Here is a 19021-nt window from a genome sequence, read left to right on the forward strand (position 1 = left end):
TTCTCCTACATCTCAATCCCTTTGCGCGCCGGTATTCCCTGGTCAAAGGGATGCTTGATCTTCTTCATCTCCGTCACGTAATCCGCCAGTTCCAGCAGTTCTTCTCCCGGATCCCGTCCGGTTAATACGATCTCCAGATGGTCCGGACGGTGGAACAGAAAATCCAGCGCTTTTTTCTGATCGATCAGTCCGTGATTATAAGCGCTCATAAACTCATCCACGATCAGAAGATCATATTTTTCTTTCACCGCCCGCGCCGCCGCATCCAGAAAAAGCTTCGTATAGGCCGCTTTCGCCTCTTCTTTCTGTTCCTCCGTCATGTTCCAGAAAAAGCCGAAACGTTCCGGGCAGAAGCAGCAGGTGACGCCGATGGACTGCAGCATATGAACTTCGCTGGACCTGCCGTCTTTCATACACTGGCAGAACATGACTTTCATATTGTAGCCTGCCGCGCGAACAGCCAGCCCCACTGCCGCCGTGGTCTTCCCTTTCCCGTCTCCGCAGTAAATATGCATACATCTTTTTACACGATCCATAAAACCACTCCTTTCACCACCATAAACACGATCAGTGTCAGAACAGCCGTCGCGTACAGCAGCCGGTTCACCCGGCGAATATCCTCATATTCCACCGGGCGGTCCGGATCGCCGATGGTAGGCTTCTCATACAGCTTGCCAAAATAATATGCGTTCCCGGCCAGCTGAATATGCAGCGCTCCCGCTGCTGCCGCCTCTGTATGGGCAGAATTGGGACTGCTGTGATTGCGCCTGTCTCTTAAAAATATCTTCCAGGCATTACCGGCGTCCAGTCCGCAGAACGAGGCAGCCGCCGACATCAGCGCTCCCGACAGCCTCGCGGGGATATAATTCAGCACATCGTCGAATCTGGCCGCCGCTCTTCCGAAATACAGATACTTATCGTTTTTATATCCCACCATAGAATCCATGGTATTGACCGCCTTGTAGAAGAATCCCAGCGGCGCGCCTCCTATGGCGAGGAACAGCAGGGGCGCAATGACGCCGTCCGACGCGTTCTCCGCCACCGTCTCTACGGCTGCCTTTGTGACTCCGGTCTCATCCAGCACTTCCGTATCCCGGCCGACCACCATGGATACGGCATATCTGGCCTGCTTCAGATCTCCCCGCGATAAAGCGGTATAGACTTTCATGGTCTCATCCTTCAAAGCCTTTGTGGCAAGAAGCTGGTAACACATGACCGTCTCCAGGACAAACCGCACCCAGGGATGGATCCGGCCTGCCAGATACAGAAGTCCCCATGCACATCCTGTGGTGATCCCGGCAGTCAGCGCCAGAAGAAATACCCCGGCAGTCAGTTCTCCATTTTTGTTTTTCGGAAACACTCCTCGAAGCAGCTTTTCCAGAGCGCTGATCAGCGCTCCCACCAGCCGGATCGGGTGATAGAGCCAGTGCGGGTCTCCGATCAGCAGATCCAGCACAAACCCCAGCACTACGGCAAGTATCGATAGTTCCATAATTCCGTCCCTTCTACAGGCGTCAGAAGATATCCGCACCCGTTCTTTACCTGAAAGTCAAAATAATCTTTCTTAGGAAATCCGAAAGTTTCCAAAATCGCCATGATTGTGCCGCCATGGGCGACGATGGCCGTCCGGTCTCCGGCATCTTCCCGGACTGTTCCGTGACCGGACAGCGTCTTAAGTTCCTGCGCGATCCGGGCAAAAGCCTCCCTGCACCGTTTCCGGAAGGCGGCCTGGTCTTCCCCTTCCGGAAACGGCAGCGTGCCGCCGCTGTCAATCCATGCCTGATACCGCGGATCCCCGTTCAATTCCCGGTAATTCCGGTTCTCGAACGCGCCAAAATCACACTCCCGCAGATCCGCCACCAGTATGGGCTCACATCCGGGCCATAGAATCCCGGCCGTCTCGAAGCACCGTCTCATAGGACTCGCATAGATTCTGGATGCCGGAGGGTATTCTTTCTCCTTAAGGCCCAGGATTCCTTCTTCGCAGAGGGATTCATCTGTCCGGCTGCCGATGTACCGGCCTTCCAGATTGCCTGCCGTCTTGCCATGGCGGATCAGCAGAATCTCACCCATGTTTGATCACCGTCCCCAGACCGCAGACTACCCGGTGCACTTCCTGCGCCGCCTGCGCCACTTTGCAGCAGACGCGCCCTGTCTTCTCCCGATATGCCCGGTCGAACTGATCCACCGGCACCACGCCGTATCCCAGTTCATTGGTCACCAGCACGATCTGCGGATTTCTTTCCAGCAGCTCCTCCAGGGAAAACTCCCGTCCCTCCTGCATAAGCCTGCGGATATATTCATGAAAATGATAGAGCATCCCGGCCTCATAGATGGCTTCCAGCGGGCACTGCGCGCCGTCCGCGGCCTCCTCCGGACGGATCCTGAACTGCCGGAACGCGTATGCTTTTTTCCCCTGGAAACATCCTCCCGTCACCAGTATCATAAAAATTTACCTCCCAGCATCACGGCCAGGGCTATGGCAAGTTCACAGCATTCCAGGAAAAATCCCGCGATATCTCCGGTGGTCCCGCCAAATTCCTTCATCGCCATGTGATAATAATAAATATATACGGCTCCCGCCGCCAGGAACATCAGAAGCGTCAGCTTCCAGTCCGTCATGCATCCCAGCACCGCCGCCAGCACAAGCCATCCCGCCAGCACCACATAGACGACCCTCTTCGCCGCCGCGTCCGCGAACATACTAAGCGAACCCTTTTTATTGGCACAGGGAAAGGCCGCCAGAGCGATGCCGCTGAGCGCTCTGGAAACAATGCATCCCAGCGCTGCCACCGGCAGAGACGCCGCGCCGATCTCGCTCCACACTCCCAGCGCCAATACAAACCATACACAGCCCATAATCACCGCGAAGGCGCCGGCGTTGGAATCTTTCAGAATCTCCAGCTTCCTCTCCCGGGGCTGATAGGAGCTGAGCGCGTCCATGGTATCCAGATATCCGTCCAGATGGATGCCTCCCGACACCAGTACCGGGATCAGTACCAGTCCCGCCGCGCGCATCAGGGAACCAAAGCCTGCCGCCTCGCAGATCCGGCCATATATCCAGACCAGAAGCCCTGCCACGGCTCCTACGCCCGGAAAAAAACATACCATATACTTCATGTTCTCCTTCGTCCAGTCCGCCCTGGGCACCGGAATCTTGGAAAACATGGCAAATGCCGTCAAAAAACTGTTCCAGACCACTTTCATCCTGTCCACTTCACTTTCTCCAGATTTCCCTTATGAACCACCGGGATAGAATAGACCACTTCCACCACCAGATCCGCTTTCTCCGCGATCTTCTGATTGATCTTCCCAAGATACCTCTGATACCTCCGCGTCTCCGGATCGTACCGGATACCATCGGAAAAGATCTCGTTGGACACCACCACCAGATGGCCGCACTGCTCCTGCACCGCGCGGATGCCCTCCATGATCTCTTCCACGCAGCGGTCTTTCGCTCCGCCTTCCTGGTACATCTCGTTGGCCGTCAGATTGGACATGCACTCCAGAAGCGCCGTCCCATAACCTTCCGCATGAATATTTTTCAATCCCGTATAGCACTCCAGCGTATCGAACTCCTTCTCCCTGCGCATGGCCCGGTGACGGGCGATCCGCCGATGGCATTCCTCGTCGAAGGGATACATGGTCGCGATATACAGGTATGGTTTTGTGCGCAGCTGCAGCACCAGCCCTTCCGCAAACTCGGATTTGCCGCTGCCGCTGCCTCCTGTCACCAGTATCAGCATCTGTGATATTCCCCGCATTTCTTTAAAAATTCAAAAGCCGCCCCGGGATTGGAATAGTAGAACAGATGGGGAAATCCCGCGTACAGGGTCTCTCCGGCGCACACACAATTCCACTCCCTGCGTCCCGCCGGTTTTCTGGCGTGAAAACTCTCCCCGCACTGTTCGCTGTCCCAGTAATGAAACTCATGTCCCCGGATAGTCGTTCCCTCCGGGCCCAGCAGCTGATCCTCCCTGGCTTCCAGCGTAATATAGCCGAAACGTCCCAGCCGGTCAGTTTTATACGCTTTCGCGTCAATCACACCCGCCATAGGGTAAAAGGCGCCGTCCGTTCCTTCCAGTTCCCGGTGCAGGTACAGGAATCCCCCGCATTCCGCGATACAGGGCATACCTCCTTCCACTGCCCGGCGGACCGCCTCCCTCATGGTTTCATTGGCGCTCAGTCTGGCGGCGTGAAGTTCCGGGTAGCCGCCGCTTAAGATCATGCCGCTTATCCCTTCCGGAAGCTTCTGGTCTTCCAGTGGGGAGAAAGGCACCAGCTCCGCGCCCATCTCCTTCAGCAGTTCCAGATTATCCAGATAGGTAAAGCAAAAAGCCTCGTCTTCCGCCACCGCGATCCTGGGTTTCCCAAGATCCGGCGCAAGGTTCGGCACAGGCGGACGCTGCGCCTGTAACTCCGAAGCCTCTCCCGCAAGCTTAAGGAACGCGTCCAGATCCAGCGTTTCCTCCAGCACTCCGGCAAGGCGGTTCAGCTTCTCTTTCAGTTTTTCGATCTCTCCCGGCAGCTGAAGCCCCAGATGCCGGCTTTCCAGCACCAGCTCCGGAACCTTCGGCACATAACCCAGGACCCGGATCCCCAGTTCTTCTTCGATCTGTTTCTTCAGCGCCTGATAGATCATGGGAGAGACCTGGTTCAGAATCACAGCGCGTATATGGCTGTCACCGCGGTATTCCAGGAAGCCTTTGACCAGAGCCAGCAGGGACAGGCTGGCTCCTCTGCCGTTTACGATCAGCACCGCCGGCATATCCAGCGTGCAGGCTACTTCATAGGTGCTTCCTTCTGTCTTCACGCCGCCCAGACCGTCGTAATAGCCCATGACTCCCTCTGCCACGGCCACATCGCATCCTGACGTGTTTCTGGCGAAAAGATAACGGGTCGTTCCGGCGTCCGTGAAAAACGTGTCCAGATTCCGGGATTTGGTGCCGATCACTTTTCCATGGAACATGGGATCGATATAATCCGGTCCGCATTTGAAGGACGCCACCTTAAGCCCCCGGTTGATCAGGGCCTGCAGGATCCCGCAGGTGATCAGCGTCTTTCCGCTGCCGCTGGCAGGCGCCGTGAGCAGGATTCTCGGTATCTTCATGCTTCTTCGCCTCCCCTGCAGGTGATGATATAGATGGGATTCTGCCCGGTCATCAGATGATAGGCGCCCAGTTTCCTGGATCTGGCCGTATTCACGGACAGGATCTCCTCCTCGATCAGCGGCAGTTCTTTCAGGCACTGCATCACTTCTCCCACAGTCTCCAGGGTCACTGTGTTGATCACCAGACGGATCCCTGGATTTTTTCCCAGCAGACATTCCAGGATCTCTTTTAAATTCCCCGCCGATCCTCCGATAAACGCGTGGGTCGGAGCGGGCAGGTCTTCCATGGCTTCCGGAGCCAGTCCTTTCACCACCCGGATGTTGGGTGTACAAAATTTTCTCTTATTCTGCTCGATCAGGCCGCAGGCTTCCGCATTTCTCTCGATGGCGTACACCATGCCGTCCGGGGCCTGGAGCGCCATCTCTACGGTCACGGAACCGGTTCCCGCGCCCACATCATAGACCACCGCGTCAGAAGGCAGATGGAGCTTCGCCGCAGACAGGCAGCGGACCTCGCTCTTGGTCATGGGCGCTTTGCCGCGCAGAAACTCCTCGTCGCCGATGCAGGAACGGGATGCGTCGGTGGCCTCCGGATTCTCAATCAACGCCACGCAGAGGCCGTCGTATGTCCCGTCCGCCAGATCCGCCGGCGTTCCCGACGAGATCTTCTCCTCCGGATATCCCAGCCGTTCTCCCACATGAATCCGCACATGGGAAAGCCCGTATTCCTCCAGTTCCCGGCACAGTCTGCCCACGCTGTCCCCCCTGCTAAGGAGAGTAAACGTCTTCCGGTGAGTGCGCACGGCACCCGGAAGATTCGCGTTTCGCCCATGGGCGCTCTTCAGGCACACATCCTCCCAGCTTGTACGAAGCCTGGAGCAGAAATACACCACGGAAGAAATCCCGCAGACAGTCCGGATCTCATACCCTTTTCCATCCAGCGCGTCGTAGAGCCGCTTCGCCCCGCTGTAGAATCCGATATCTCCCGACAACAGCACGGCCACATGAACGTATTCCGGATGAAGCTCCATATAATCGACGATCTTCTGAGGATCATACGCATTATAGGAGGGCTTGTCTTTGTGAACCGAGGACTCCAGCATCCTTCCGGCGCCGATCAGCAGATCTGCCTCTTCAATGGCCTGCTCCGCCTCCAGCGTCATGCCGGACGGGGTTCCCATGCCGATACCTACAAGAGACACCGTCCTTGCAGGAGGTTCATCCCGGACCTCTTCCGCCGGCTGTTCCGGCTCTGTCTCCTTCGCAAGCCCCAGCCGTTCTTCCAGTATATGCACAGTCTCCGCGTAAGAATATCCCGGCAGTTCCTCCGGACGGCCGATCAGCACCACCTGCGCCCCGGCCCTCCCGGCGGCCCGGATCTTCTCTTCAAACCCTCCTGCTTTCCCGGTCTCTTTGGTGACCAGGTATCTGCAGTCGAACTGTCTTAACATGGCAGCGTTCAAATCCTCACTGAAAGGTCCCTGCATGCAGATCAGATTCTTTCCCCGGAATCCCAGCTTCTCGCAGGACGCGGCCACCTCCGCCGTGGACAGGACTCTGGCGTAGACCCGGTTCTCATAATCCGGAATCGCCGTATATTTATACAGTTCCTTGCTTCCCGTGGTGGCCAGGATATTCCCCTCGGTACCTTTCAGATATTCCACCGCTTCATCCACGGATTCCGTAATGACAGCCTTTCCGGACAATTCTCCCAGATCCGACGCTTCCCGGACCAGCCGGATGTACTCTGTGCCGGTATTCCCGCATGCCTGCGCCAGGTTCTTTGACACCACGGATGCGTAAGGGTGTGTGGCGTCTACCACCAGGACAGGATCCTGCGCCCGGATCCACTGTTCCATCTGGCCTTCATCCAGCCGTCCCGCATGAACCCGGAGGCAGGGGCGCTCCGCGATCAGCGTCTCTCCGTATTCTGTCGCCACGCAGGCGATGACAGAGACTCCCCGCCCTGCCAGGTATTCCGACAAAGTCCTTCCTTCTATGGTTCCTGCAAATATAATTACTGGTTTCATCTCATTCCTCCATACAGAGTGTATAGTCCGTCAATGCAGCGGCCAGCGTCATGCCGTTTCCGGCGGTTTTCCGGATCAGGAGACGGCGCGTCCCCGCCAGCCGGAGCGCCGAGCGCTCGCAGACATTGCCTACGCCGGTCACGTTCTTTACAAAACCGGATTCCGTAAATCCGTCTTCTGATTCCGCCTGCTCCAGCTCTTCCGCCGTGTAAACATGAAAAGGGACTCCCAGGTCTTCTGCCAGAGCATGGAGTCCCGCCTCGTCTTTTTTCAGCTCTATGGACGCGACTGCGCAGATACTTTCCGGAAAAATCTCCCGGCGTTCCAGCTCTTCCCGCACAAATCCTTTCAGAGCTTCCCCATCCGTTCCTTTCTTACACCCGACCCCCAGCGCCACTGCCCGGGGAACCAGGTGAAGCGTCCTTTCAAACGGGCGGCTGCGCCGGATATCCACGGCAAATCCCAGATCTTCCTTTCCATTCAGATCCAGCTCTTCCGGGATCCCGCCCAGCACCGGAAAGGCGCTGTACATTCCTACTCTCCGGCCCTCTACCAGTGCCGCCGCTATCTCTTTCGCCATGGGCATGGAATCCAGATACATATCTCTCCCGGCCGCGAACGCATCCACCGCAAACTTGCCGTGCAGGTCGGTGGCCGTGGTGATCACCGGCTCCGCGCCCAGGATCCCGGCAGCCAGAAGCGTCAGAGCGTTCGCGCCTCCGATATGTCCGGACAGAAGCGAAATCGCATGTCTGCCCTGCTCGTCGACGACGATCACCGCCGGATCCGTCTTCTTGCTCCGCACATACGGGGCGATCGAGCGGACACAGATCCCCGTGGCACCCACAAAGATCAGGGCGTCTTTTTCCTGAAACTGGCGCCCGGTCCAGGAGGTCAGGGAATCATTTAACAGGCAGATTCCTTCCGCTTCCGCCTCCTCCCTGGAGACGCCTTTCCTCTTCAGCCACACTTCACAGCTGATCCCCTGCTCCCCGAATCCCTTCCGGAGCTTCTGCATGATTGTCCCGCTGTTCTTCGTAAAACCGATCAACGCTGTCTTCATGATCTCTGCTCTCCGATCTTTTCTACCAGACTGTCTACATGGACGGTCTGCCCCAGGACGCCGTACACCTTTGAAAAGGTGATCACGCCCGTTTCCAGGCTTCCCTGCGCCCTCTGATTCACATAGAATTCCATCTTGTCCATCAGCCTGCCCATGACCTTTTCCAGATATCCCGCTTCCTTCAGATACTTCAGCGCGTCGTCCGTGGTCACACACTCCATCATCCGCTGCAGAAGCGGCAGCGGAGCCCCCGACAGGGCCGCATGGACGGTAAGCAGTTCCATCCTGGCGTCCGCATTGTGAGAGTGGGTATTCATGATGCCTCCCGCCAGCTTCACAAATTTTCCGATATGCCCCACCAGCAGCACGCCCTTCGCCCCGAACTCCACGGCCGCGTCCAGCGCCTCGCCCACAAAATTGCTGCACTTGACCGCATCATCCAGATTCAGCCCATGGCCGTACTCTTCCAGAAAATCCATGCCGTAATTACCCGGAACGATCAGCAGATACTTCATGCCGTTCGCCAGCTTCTGGCGGATCTCTACCCGGATCGTATCGATCAGCGCCTGCTCGCTCATGGGTTCCACGATGCCGGTAGTCCCCAGGATCGAGATGCCTCCCACGATCCCCAGTCTGGGATTAAATGTCCTGGAAGCCAGCGCTTCTCCTTCCGGTACGGAGATCACCGCCTGAAGTCCGCCTTCATAGCCCAGTTCGCGGCAGATCTGCTCCAGATTTTCCCGGATCATCTGCCTGGGCACCCGGTTGATGGCCGCTTCCCCTACGGGCTGCTCCAGCCCCGGCTTCGTCACCCTTCCGACGCCCTCTCCTCCGTCCAGGAAGATGCCCGGCTCTTCCGTCCTGCGGACAACAGCCCGGATCAGGATTCCATTCGTCACATCCGGGTCATCGCCGCCGTCCTTGCGGATCGCGCAGCCGGCCTCCTGTGATGTGCGCACCGGTTCCAGTACTTCCAGATGGAGTCTGACCCCGCCCGGCGTGGTCAGATCCACAGCCGGAATCTCTTTCCCGGAAAGCAGCATATATGCGGCGGCCTTGGCGGCGGCTGCCGCGCAGGACCCGGTAGTATAGCCGTATCTTAATTTTCTATGGTTTTTATATACATACTGTTCCATGAAGGAGTCTCCTTCTATACCTGGTGTTCGTATGCCTCCACATGAGCTCCGTCCCAGGTAGCGATATGATAATAAGCGTTCAGACCCTGGTCGATCAGAGAAAGTCCCATGATCGCTCCCGTTCCTTCGCCCAGGTGCATCCCCGCATGCAGAGGCGCCTCCATACCCAGACGTTCCAGCACCAGATGCGCCGCCGGCTCCGTCGAGCAATGTGTCGCCAGCATATATTCTTTCGCCGCCGGGCAGAGCATGCCTGCCAGATATGCAGATACCGCGGAGATAAATCCATCGATCAGGATCGGCATATGTTCATGGGCCGCTCCCAGATAACACCCCACCATCCCGGCGATATCCAGGCCTCCCACCTTGGAGATCACATCCACGGCGTCTTTCGGATCCGGATTATTTACCTGAATCGCTTTCTTGATGGCACGGATCTTCCGGTCCAGTCCCTCGCTGGACAATCCTGCTCCGCGGCCGGTCACATATTCCACATCCTGGTCAAAGAGCACCGCGGCGCAGGCGGAGCTGGTCGTCGTATTGCCGATCCCCATCTCTCCGGTCACAACCAGATCATATCCTGCTTCTTTCATTTCCTTTACCAGATTGGCTCCGGTAAGGATGGCGCGGATACATTCTTCTTTCGTCATAGCCGGACCTTTGACAATATTTCCGGTACCGTGGCGCACTGCCATATTCCGGATCCTGGGGTGTTTCCCGTCTGTCAGGCATCCGATATTCACCGGAATCAGCTCACAGTTCGCCAGATTGGACATGACGCAGGCAGTGGAAAGACGGTCTCCCATGTTCTCCAGCACCTGAATCGTCACGGAGCTGTCGGTCTGGGTCACCCCTTCTTCCACAACTCCGTTGTCCGCTCCCATAATAAGCACCACTCTTTTATCCGGATGCGGGCAGGACGTCCGGCAGATCCCGGCAATCTTCACCACCGCCTCTTCCAGCCATCCCAGGCCCCTGAGAGGTTTGCACAGGGAATCCCAGTTCTTCCATGCTTCTTCCATAACCTCCCGGTCCACCGGCTCTATTCCTTCGATCAGTTCTTCCAGTGTATTCATGATTCTTTTCCCCCTTCTTTCACGACCATAGCCTCATATTCCGGGTGCTTTGCGAACCAGCTCTGGGCATACGTGCATCCCAGGATCACTTTCTTTCCCTGCTCCGACAGGTACTTTGCCGCCGCTTCCATCAGTTTTCCGGCGATTCCCTGCCCTCGCAGAGAGTTATCCACATAGGTGTGGTCGATATTCACCGTGTCTTCGTTCACTGCCGGAAAACTCACCAGGGCCATTACCTTCTTTTCCGCGTCCCACAGCTCGATCCGGTCCTCCCGATAATGAAATTCCATACGTGCTGCCCCCTGTTATTCTTTACTGTAAAGCATGGCGTTGCAGATGGTCGCCGCAATATTGCTGCCTCCTTTGCGTCCTCTCGGCACAATATAAGGCGCCCCTGCCGTCATAATCAGTTCTTTGGCTTCCACCACGTTGACAAAGCCTACCGGAGCCCCGATGATCAGCGCCGGTTTTACTTTTCCTTCCCGGATAAGTTCATACAGGCGGATCAGCGCCGTCGGAGCATTGCCTACGGCGAAGATCACTTCTCCCGGAAGCGAAGCGCCCCGTTCCATACAGATAGCCGCGCGGGTACAGCCCCTCTCTGCCGCCTCCTTTGCCACGTCTTCATCAGACATGAAGCAGTATGCTTCCCCGCCGTATTCTTTCAGTTTCTTTTTGTTGATGCCGGACCAGGCCATACGGGTATCAGTCACCACCGACGCCCCCCGGCGCAGCGCTTCTATGCCCAGCTTCGCGGCATTTTCCGAGAAGCAGAGATTGTCTGCATAATCAAAATCCGCGGATGTGTGAATGCATCTTTTTACAATGGAAAATTCCGGCTCCGGCCAGGTTCTTCCGTTCAGCTCTTCCGTGATGATCTCCATGCTGCGTTTCTCGATGTCCGCAGGCTTTACGATTTCTATTTTATCCAGCATCAGATTCCCGCCTCCAGTATCTCATAGATTTTTTTCATATCCAGTGATCTTCTGACCAGATCGGCCAGCTTGTCATATTCCTGCTCTTTATGCGCCTGAAGATCGAAATCTTCTCCCGTGTATTCGAGTCCTTTTCGTTCCATCAGGCGGCGCACCGTCTCCTCCGCGAACCCTTCCGTATCGAAAATGCCGTGGAGATAACTTCCCAGAACGCTTCCATCCTGATTGGCAAGGGCGTCAATCCTGCCGTCTGCCAGGCGTACCAGCTCCCGGCAGTTTCCCAGATTTTCCGTGACTCCCATATGGATCTCATAGCCGGTGACCTTACGGCCTTCCCAGCCGCTCCACAGACCCGCGCCGCGCTCCATGACACCTTCCGTCTGTGTCCGTGTCTTTGCCTCGCTGAATACGGTCCTGGTGTCCAGAAGTCCCATACCCCTCATGGTTCCTCCATGCTCCACGCAGTCCGGATCTTCCAGCTCTTTGCCCAGGATCTGGAACCCTCCGCAGATCCCGATCACCGGCGTCTTTTTTTCGGCCTGGCGCAGGATCAGAGCTTCCATGCCGGACTCCCGGAGCCACTGCATGTCGTCCATCGTATTTTTGGTCCCCGGGATCAGGATCAGATCCGGGTCGCCCAAAAGTCCCGGCTTCTGCACATACCTGAGCGATACCCCGGGCATACGCTCAAACGCGGCAAAATCCGTGAAATTGGAAATATGCGGCAGATGGATCACCGCGATATCCAGTCCTTCGCCCCGGTCTGTACGGAGCAGCCGGTCGGAAAGACTGTCTTCGTCGTCAATATCCAGCCGTTCCATGGGCACCACTCCCACCACCGGAATCCCGGTCTTGTCCTCGATCATCCGAAGCCCCGGTTCCAGTATCTTCACATCTCCCCGGAATTTGTTGATGACCAGACCTTTGATCATGGACTGTTCATCCTCCTCCAGCAGCTTCACCGTGCCGTACAGGGCAGCGAAGACGCCTCCTCTGTCTATATCTCCCACTAGGAGCACCGGAGCGCCGGCCATCTTCGCCATCCCCATATTTACGATATCATTCTCATGGAGATTGATCTCCGCGGGACTTCCCGCTCCCTCGATGACGATAATATCATAGGCCTCGCTAAGCCTCTGGTATGCCTCCATCACGTCGGGAATCAGCTGCGTTTTATTCCGATAGTAGTCCATGGCGTCCATATTTCCCCGGACTTCGCCGTTTACGATGACCTGGCTTCCCACGTTGCTGGTTGGCTTTAACAGGATCGGATTCATATCCACCGTGGGCTCGATCCCCGCCGCTTCCGCCTGCATGGCCTGGGCGCGTCCGATCTCCAGTCCGTCCTTTGTAATATAAGAATTCAGAGCCATGTTCTGGGACTTAAACGGCGCCGTCCTGTACCCGTCCTGTTTAAAAACTCTGCAGAGACCGGCGGTCAAAAAACTCTTTCCAGAATTAGACATGGTTCCCTGTATCATGATTGCTTTTGCCATCTCGTCATCATCCTTTCACACCGGCTGCCCCGTCTGAAGCGACCTTTTTCAGAGCCTGTTCCATGGCTATGGACAGCTGTATATTTTCTGTCCGGGTCTTCACCGCCACCCGGTAATATTCTCCATCCAGTCCCCGGTAGTTGCCGCAGCGCCGGATCAGGATGCCCTCCGGAAGCAGGCGTTCATAGAGATCCGTAATCCCGGGCGCCCGGAAAAACAGATAATCCGCCTGGCCGTCCCAGACCTGCAGGCCCAGACGTTCCAGATCCTCCTTCATCCGCTTCCGTTCTTTCCTCACCAGCGCAACGGCTTTCTCTTTATATTCCTGTTCTCTAAGAGCGGCGACTCCTGCTTCTGACGCCAGCACGCTGACTCCCCAGCACTGTCCCGCCCGCTCCATGCCTTCCAGCAGATCCTTGCACCCGCTGATCCCGTACCCCAGGCGGATCCCGGGCATGGCATACATCTTGGTAAAGGATTTCAGAATAAACAAGTGCGCATACTTCTTTGTCTCCTCAATCAGGGAACGCTCCTCCTGACCGGTAAAATCCAGGAAACATTCATCCAGCACCAGAAAAATTCCCAGATGTTCTGCTTTTTTAAGAATCTGAATCAATAATTCCTGATCCGTCAGAATTCCTGTAGGATTATTCGGATTGCAGAGAAACATCACATCGGGACGCTGTTCCATCTGTTCCAGGATATCCTTCCGGACCTCCAGATCCGCTTCCATGCGGTAAAACAAAAGCTCCGTACCTGTCTGTTTCAGCGCTTCCTCATATTCGGAAAAGGTGGGCGCCGTCAGTAACGCTCGTTTCGGACGAAGCGCATAGGCCAGCCGGTAGATCAGATCCGCGCCTCCGTTTCCGCAGATCAGGAAATCCTCCGGAACTTTGTGGTATTCACTCAGAGCGCCTTTCAGTCTCCGGCACAAAGGATCCGGATAATGAACCGCCTGGTCCAGCGCCTCCGTCACAGCCCGTCGGACGCCTTCCGGCATCCCCAAAGGGTTGATATTGGCGGAAAAATCCAGAAGAGTCCCTTCCCTGCGGAAACGTTCCAGACTGCCGTCATATATATTTCCTCCGTGCTGAAGCTCCATCTAACCGTCCCTCCGGTCATACAGCAGTACGTCGCGGATGCCTTCCGCCGTATAGACCACCGCGGACTGATATACCGGTATGCCGGCTTTTTCCGCCGCCCGTTCTGTCACCGGTCCGATGCAGACCACTTTCGCCGCGAAATCCTGTCCTTCCGTCATGGATGCGAACGCGCGTACGGCGGATCCGCTGCAGAACGTCACATAATCCACTTCTTTAAGGATTCTTCCCAGTTCTTCTGCCTTGCGCATATCCACTGCCGTGTGATACAGGGCAATATCTGTATAAGGGATGCCTGCATTCTCCAGAGCTTCCGGCAGTTCGCGGGACGCTTCCCGCGCCCGCATCAGGAACACATGATCGTCCTTTCCCAGCATGGGGACCCATTCTTTGGAAAGATCCCTGCTGCTGAAAGCAGACGGTACGAAATCCGCCAGGATTCCATGCTTCTCCAGTTCCCTTCTGGTGCCGTCTCCGATCACGGCAAACTTCACCGGCGCCAGACCGCGGATATCTTTTCCGCATTCTCTGAGCCGCCGGAAGAACAGCTCCACGCCATTGCTGCTGGTAAATACGATCCAGGTACAGGCGTCCAGCGCTTCCATGGCACGCGCGACATTTTCATTATCCTCCGGCTCTGTACGGATCAGGCTGAACCTTATGGCCTCGGCCCCCTCTTCTTCCAGGACGCCGCACAGGTTCTCCGCCATCTTCTCCGTGGCCGTCACCAGCACCCTCGTGCCGGACAAAGGCTTCCTGCCAAACCAGTCCACCGCCTCACGGACGGACACGACTTCCCCGATCACCGAAATGGCCGGGCTCTCGATCCCTGCACGTTCCGTCTCTTCGGCAATATTTTCCAGAGTCCCTGTCACCACTCTCTGGAGCGCCGTCGTCCCCGCCTGTACCACGGCTGCAGGAGTCTTCGGGTCTTTGCCGTACTCTATCAGCTGCGCCGTAATATTGGGCAGATTTTTAAGTCCCATCAGGAAAATCAGCGTACCTTCTTCTTCCGCCAGAGTACGGTAATCCAGAGACAAATTCTGTTTGTGCTGCCCCTCATGTCCGGTGATCACGTGAAAAGAAGAAGCATAATCCCGGTGCGTCACCGGAATTCCCGCATAAGCCGGAGCGCCGTAGCAGGAAGATACACCCGGCACAATCTCAAATTCGATCCCGGCCTCCTTAAGCTCCTGGGCTTCTTCTCCTCCTCTTCCGAAGATAAAAGGATCCCCGCCCTTTAAGCGGACTACTTCTTTTCCTTCCTTCGCCTTGCGGATCAGCAGCTGGTTGGTTTCCTCCTGTTTCAGATGATGATGGGAGGAACGTTTGCCCGCATAGATCAGCTCCGCGTCCGGTCTCGCCTCATTCAGGAGAGAATCCGTCGCCAGACTGTCATAGACGATAACATCGGCCTCCCGGATACAGGAAAGGCATCTCTTTGTCACCAGGTTCAGATCCCCCGGGCCGGCTCCCACCAGCCGTACTTTACCCTGCCGGATCCGGTCAGCCATTTCCCGTCCCAGCGCAACTCCCTGCTCCGGATCAGTACCGGTCTGCCTGCTGCCGGAAACTCTCTTCGCGTGAACACAATCCGGCGCATACAGCGCTTCCATATAAAGGGTTCCATCCTCCATCCGGGAAAGCGCCGCGGCAGGAGCGTTGCAGCTTCCTCCGATAGCGGACAGGTATGCCCGTTCCGCGCTCAGGCAGACATACGCCTCCGGATCATTGATCCGTTCCAGGATCTCTTTCAGGTTCAGATCGCCGTCACGGCTCTCCACAGCCAGGATCGCCTGTCCTGCGGCGGGCAGGCAGACCGATGGATCCAGATGTTCAAAGAAATACTCTCCGCCGGACGCCATCTCCAGACGCTCAAGGCCTGCGGCGGCCAGGATGATCGCGTCATACCGGCCTTCCGACAGCTTTCTCAGTCGGGTCTGTACATTCCCCCGGATCATCTTTACCTGAATCAGAGGATTTACCTTGCGGATCTGCAGCTCCCTGCGAAGGCTTCCGGTACCCACCACGCTTCCCGGTTTCAGGTCTTTGAGGCGTGTCCCGTCCAGAGTCACGACTACATCTTCCACCGGTCCGCGCGTCAGCGCCGCGCCGATCCCGAGACCTTCGGCAAATTCCATCGGCATGTCTTTGGCGCTGTGCACTGCCAGGTCAATCTCCCCCCGCAGCAGGGCGTCTTCCAGTTCCTGGGTAAAGACGCCTTTTCCTCCGAAAGATGTGAGCGACCGGTCCAGCTGCTCGTCACCCTGCGTAGACAGCTCGGCAATCTCCACTTCCAGGTCCGGAAATGCTTCCAGGATCTTTTCTTTCACTATATTGGTCTGGACCAGGGCGAGCATGCTCTTCCTGGTCCCTATACGTATCTTCTTCTGCATGACGCCTCCTTACAGACGGTATCCGCGCGGAGTGATCATCCTGCCGTCTTTTACATAAGTCTGGGAGTTGCCGATGATGACGACGCTGAACATGTCGATCTCGGCGTCCTTTAAATGCCCCAGCGTCGTAATGCAGGAGGACTCCCCTTTTCTTCCCGCATGGCGCACAATGCCTACGGGCGTTTCTTTATCCCGGTATTTCATCAGAATATCCGCCGCCTGCTCCACATATCCGGTTCTTTTCTTACTCTTGGGATTGTACAGACAGACGATCATGTCCCCCTGTCCGGCGCAGTCCACCCGCTTCATGATCAGATCCAGCGGCGTCATCAGGTCGCTCAGGCTGATCACGGCAAAGTCGTGCATCAGCGGCGCTCCCAGTACCGAGGCAGCCGCGCTGGCGGCCGTCACGCCCGGGACAGTCTCGATCTCGATATCCGCGTGTTTCTCCGCGGCCACCTGGTAGATGATCCCGGCCATTCCGTAGATCCCGCTGTCTCCGCTGGACACCATCGCCACAGTCTGGTCTTTCTGCGCTTCTTCCACTGCCATCTCACAGCGCTTTACTTCCTGCATCATAGGCGTCGCGATATAATGTTTGTCCGGGAAAAATTCCTTCAGCATCTCCACATACGTGGTATATCCCGTCACCACGTCCGCTTTCTTGATCACTTCCACGGCTTTCACCGTCATATGTTCATATCCGCCCGGGCCAAACCCGACCACATATAATTTACCCATTTCCTAGTTCTCCTTCATATGCTCAAAAAATGCTCTCAGCTCCTTAGGATCGGAATTGTCACGAATCCTGTAGAACATCTTATCAATGGCATGTTCAAATCCTTTCTTTTCCGCCTCCTGAAGCATCCATTCTTTCAATGCGCGGACCTCCGGCAATGCCTGCTGGAAGATCATCCATCTTTCAAAATCCACTCTGGATTCTTCCAGAATATGATCCGCTTCCACGGCCTCGTGCATTTTTTTCTCATTATTGGTCTTTGCCAGCTCCCGGAAGTCGTCAATGTCGTATCTCCGAATGCCGGGCAGCCACTCTGTCTTTTCTTCGATATCGATCGGTACGGCCAGATCCACCAGCACGCGGGGCTTGGAAATCCGCAGACTTCTTGCCAGCTTTTCATAAGTCAGCGTATAGTGCGGACTGCTGGTGGCGCTGATGATAACGTCCATATCGTCCACCAGATCATAGCGGTTTTCATATTCCATCACCTGGTAGGCAATTTTGTGATGATGGTCTTCATGCGCCTGCGCCAGATTGCGGGAAGTCAGATAGACACGTACTCCTTCAATACACTGCAGGTTTTTCAGCACCGTGCTTCCGATCTTCCCGGAAGCGCCGATAAGCATGACATTTTTTCCGTGAAGCGTGCCCAACCCCTGCTCCGCAGCTTTGATCGCCATCGTGGCTGTAGAAACTGTAGTCCTGGAAAGCTCCGTCTCCGTTTTCACTTTTTTCGCCGCTGTCACCGCGAAGCGAAACAGCGTATTCAGATAGACGCCGCAGGTACCCGTCTTCCTCGCCTGGTCGTGCGCCCGTTTCACCTGGCCCAGGATCTGATCCTCTCCCATTACCATGGAATCCAGTCCCGCGGCCACCCGGAACAGATGCGCCACCGCGCCGGTGTCGCTGTAAAGCCGGATATAGTCGCCGATATTCTCCACATCCGCCGCGTCCGCGAACTCCAGAAGCAGCTCCTGCACACGGGTAAAATTACTCTCTTCCCGGTCTGAATAAGTATAAATCTCCGTCCGGTTGCAGGTGCTGATCAGGATACATTCCGTGGCAATCCCGCGCTCCACCGCCTGACGCATCAGTTCGCGCTGCTGCTCCTCCGGGAAAGCAAACAACTCCCGGATAGCGAGAGGTGCCACCCGATGACTGATGCTGATCAGTGAAATTCCCATCACTCGCTCACTCCTTTTCGGAACTCCGTCGTAAAGGTCTTATCATACAGTTTGGACAATTCATATTCATCGCCGAGGAAATCTCCCACCACAGTCAACGCCGTCTTGGTGATTCCTGCGGCTTTTACCTTCTCCGCAATATTCGTCAGATCTCCGATGACGATCTTCTGGTCCTCCCAGGTGGCTTTATATACCACAGCCACAGGAGTGTCCGGGCGGTATGCCTGACGCAGGATCTCGCTCATCTCGTCCAGCATGCCCACGCTCAGGAAGATGATCATCGTCGCGTTGTGCTGTGCCAGGTCCAGAAGCTTTTCCTTGGGCGGCATGGGAGTACGTCCTTCCATACGGGTCAGGATCACAGTCTGGCTCACACCGGGCAGAGTGTATTCTTTCTTCAGCACGGCCGCCGTGGCCAGGAAGGAGCTGACGCCCGGGATCACCTCATATTCGATACCCAGCTCATCCAGCCGGTCCATCTGCTCCCTGTGGGCTCCATAGATCGCCGGATCTCCGGTATGGACCCTGGCCACCTTCAGGCCCTTCTCCTCCGCGTCCTTCATGACTTCGATCACTTCATCCAGATGCATCGTGGCACTGTTGTAAATCACCGCGCCCTCTTTCGCGTCCGCCAGCACCTGCGGGTTCACCAGAGACCCCGCGTAGATGATCACGTCCGCGCTGTCAATAATTTTCTTTCCCTTGATCGTCAAAAGCTCCGGATCCCCGGGACCCGCTCCGATAAATGATACCATT

The 19021-nt window shown here is 56.3% G+C and carries 19 protein-coding genes; all 19 read right to left on the reverse strand.

The features are described 5' to 3' along the window. Positions 1-5 precede the first annotated feature (5 nt). Genes B5F29_RS13870 through cobM form a run of 19 tightly spaced genes read right to left on the reverse strand, consistent with a single transcriptional unit; the run spans position 6 to position 19020 of the window. Positions 6-536 (reverse strand): cob(I)yrinic acid a,c-diamide adenosyltransferase, encoded by a 531-nt coding sequence (locus tag B5F29_RS13870; protein WP_087155219.1) that lies wholly within the window; start codon positions 534-536, stop codon positions 6-8. Continuing rightward, a complete protein-coding gene (gene cbiB / locus B5F29_RS13875) occupies positions 524-1492 on the reverse strand; it encodes an adenosylcobinamide-phosphate synthase CbiB (RefSeq protein WP_087155220.1) in 969 nt (322 codons plus the stop codon). The genes B5F29_RS13870 and cbiB overlap by 13 nt, the downstream gene beginning before the upstream one ends. Then, positions 1468-2073, reverse strand: coding sequence for a histidine phosphatase family protein (locus B5F29_RS13880; protein WP_087155221.1), 606 nt, complete (start codon positions 2071-2073; stop codon positions 1468-1470). Before B5F29_RS13880 ends, cbiB begins: the two co-directional genes overlap by 25 nt. Next, positions 2066-2446 carry a bifunctional adenosylcobinamide kinase/adenosylcobinamide-phosphate guanylyltransferase gene (locus tag B5F29_RS13885; RefSeq protein ID WP_087155222.1) on the reverse strand — a complete coding sequence of 127 codons (381 nt, stop codon included), beginning with the start codon at positions 2444-2446 and terminating at the stop codon, positions 2066-2068. Before B5F29_RS13885 ends, B5F29_RS13880 begins: the two co-directional genes overlap by 8 nt. Next, entirely contained in the window at positions 2443-3207 is a 765-nt protein-coding gene (locus tag B5F29_RS13890) for an adenosylcobinamide-GDP ribazoletransferase (protein WP_087155271.1), read from the reverse strand. The genes B5F29_RS13885 and B5F29_RS13890 overlap by 4 nt, the downstream gene beginning before the upstream one ends. Beyond that, the gene (locus B5F29_RS13895; RefSeq protein WP_087155223.1) at positions 3204-3746 is read right to left on the reverse strand and encodes a bifunctional adenosylcobinamide kinase/adenosylcobinamide-phosphate guanylyltransferase; all 543 of its coding nucleotides are present in this window, start codon (positions 3744-3746) and stop codon (positions 3204-3206) included. The genes B5F29_RS13890 and B5F29_RS13895 overlap by 4 nt, the downstream gene beginning before the upstream one ends. Further along, positions 3740-5110 carry a cobyrinate a,c-diamide synthase gene (locus B5F29_RS13900; protein ID WP_087155224.1) on the reverse strand — a complete coding sequence of 457 codons (1371 nt, stop codon included), beginning with the start codon at positions 5108-5110 and terminating at the stop codon, positions 3740-3742. The genes B5F29_RS13895 and B5F29_RS13900 overlap by 7 nt, the downstream gene beginning before the upstream one ends. Beyond that, entirely contained in the window at positions 5107-7140 is a 2034-nt protein-coding gene (gene cobK, locus B5F29_RS13905; protein ID WP_087155225.1) for a precorrin-6A reductase, read from the reverse strand. Before cobK ends, B5F29_RS13900 begins: the two co-directional genes overlap by 4 nt. 1 nt (position 7141) lies before the next feature. After that, positions 7142-8203: a cobalt-precorrin 5A hydrolase gene (locus tag B5F29_RS13910; RefSeq protein ID WP_087155226.1), complete on the reverse strand. Its 1062-nt coding sequence runs from the start codon at positions 8201-8203 to the stop codon at positions 7142-7144. Then, positions 8200-9339 (reverse strand): cobalt-precorrin-5B (C(1))-methyltransferase CbiD, encoded by a 1140-nt coding sequence (gene cbiD / locus B5F29_RS13915; RefSeq protein ID WP_206414219.1) that lies wholly within the window; start codon positions 9337-9339, stop codon positions 8200-8202. Before cbiD ends, B5F29_RS13910 begins: the two co-directional genes overlap by 4 nt. 14 nt (positions 9340-9353) lie before the next feature. Continuing rightward, entirely contained in the window at positions 9354-10415 is a 1062-nt protein-coding gene (gene cobT, locus B5F29_RS13920) for a nicotinate-nucleotide--dimethylbenzimidazole phosphoribosyltransferase (RefSeq protein ID WP_087155227.1), read from the reverse strand. Further along, on the reverse strand, positions 10412-10705 hold the full coding sequence (locus B5F29_RS13925; protein ID WP_087155228.1) for a GNAT family N-acetyltransferase: 294 nt from the start codon (positions 10703-10705) through the stop codon (positions 10412-10414). The genes cobT and B5F29_RS13925 overlap by 4 nt, the downstream gene beginning before the upstream one ends. 15 nt (positions 10706-10720) lie before the next feature. Further along, positions 10721-11350: a precorrin-8X methylmutase gene (locus B5F29_RS13930; RefSeq protein ID WP_087155229.1), complete on the reverse strand. Its 630-nt coding sequence runs from the start codon at positions 11348-11350 to the stop codon at positions 10721-10723. Further along, the gene (locus tag B5F29_RS13935; RefSeq protein ID WP_087155230.1) at positions 11350-12846 is read right to left on the reverse strand and encodes a cobyric acid synthase; all 1497 of its coding nucleotides are present in this window, start codon (positions 12844-12846) and stop codon (positions 11350-11352) included. Before B5F29_RS13935 ends, B5F29_RS13930 begins: the two co-directional genes overlap by 1 nt. A 7-nt stretch (positions 12847-12853) precedes the next feature. Beyond that, the gene (gene cobD / locus B5F29_RS13940; RefSeq protein WP_087155231.1) at positions 12854-13948 is read right to left on the reverse strand and encodes a threonine-phosphate decarboxylase CobD; all 1095 of its coding nucleotides are present in this window, start codon (positions 13946-13948) and stop codon (positions 12854-12856) included. Continuing rightward, positions 13949-16342, reverse strand: coding sequence for a uroporphyrinogen-III C-methyltransferase (gene cobA / locus B5F29_RS13945; protein WP_087155232.1), 2394 nt, complete (start codon positions 16340-16342; stop codon positions 13949-13951). It lies immediately after the preceding gene. A 9-nt stretch (positions 16343-16351) separates the two neighbouring features. Continuing rightward, positions 16352-17083 (reverse strand): precorrin-3B C(17)-methyltransferase, encoded by a 732-nt coding sequence (gene cobJ / locus B5F29_RS13950; RefSeq protein ID WP_087155233.1) that lies wholly within the window; start codon positions 17081-17083, stop codon positions 16352-16354. Positions 17084-17086: 3 nt separating this feature from the next. Next, positions 17087-18265, reverse strand: a complete 1179-nt coding sequence (hemA, locus tag B5F29_RS13955) for a glutamyl-tRNA reductase (protein WP_087155234.1) — start codon at positions 18263-18265, stop codon at positions 17087-17089. Beyond that, the gene (cobM, locus tag B5F29_RS13960; RefSeq protein ID WP_087155235.1) at positions 18265-19020 is read right to left on the reverse strand and encodes a precorrin-4 C(11)-methyltransferase; all 756 of its coding nucleotides are present in this window, start codon (positions 19018-19020) and stop codon (positions 18265-18267) included. Before cobM ends, hemA begins: the two co-directional genes overlap by 1 nt. Position 19021: the final 1 nt, after the last annotated feature.

The sequence above is a fragment of the Lachnoclostridium sp. An196 genome (assembly GCF_002160135.1).
Lineage (GTDB): Bacteria > Bacillota > Clostridia > Lachnospirales > Lachnospiraceae > Hominiventricola > Hominiventricola avistercoris.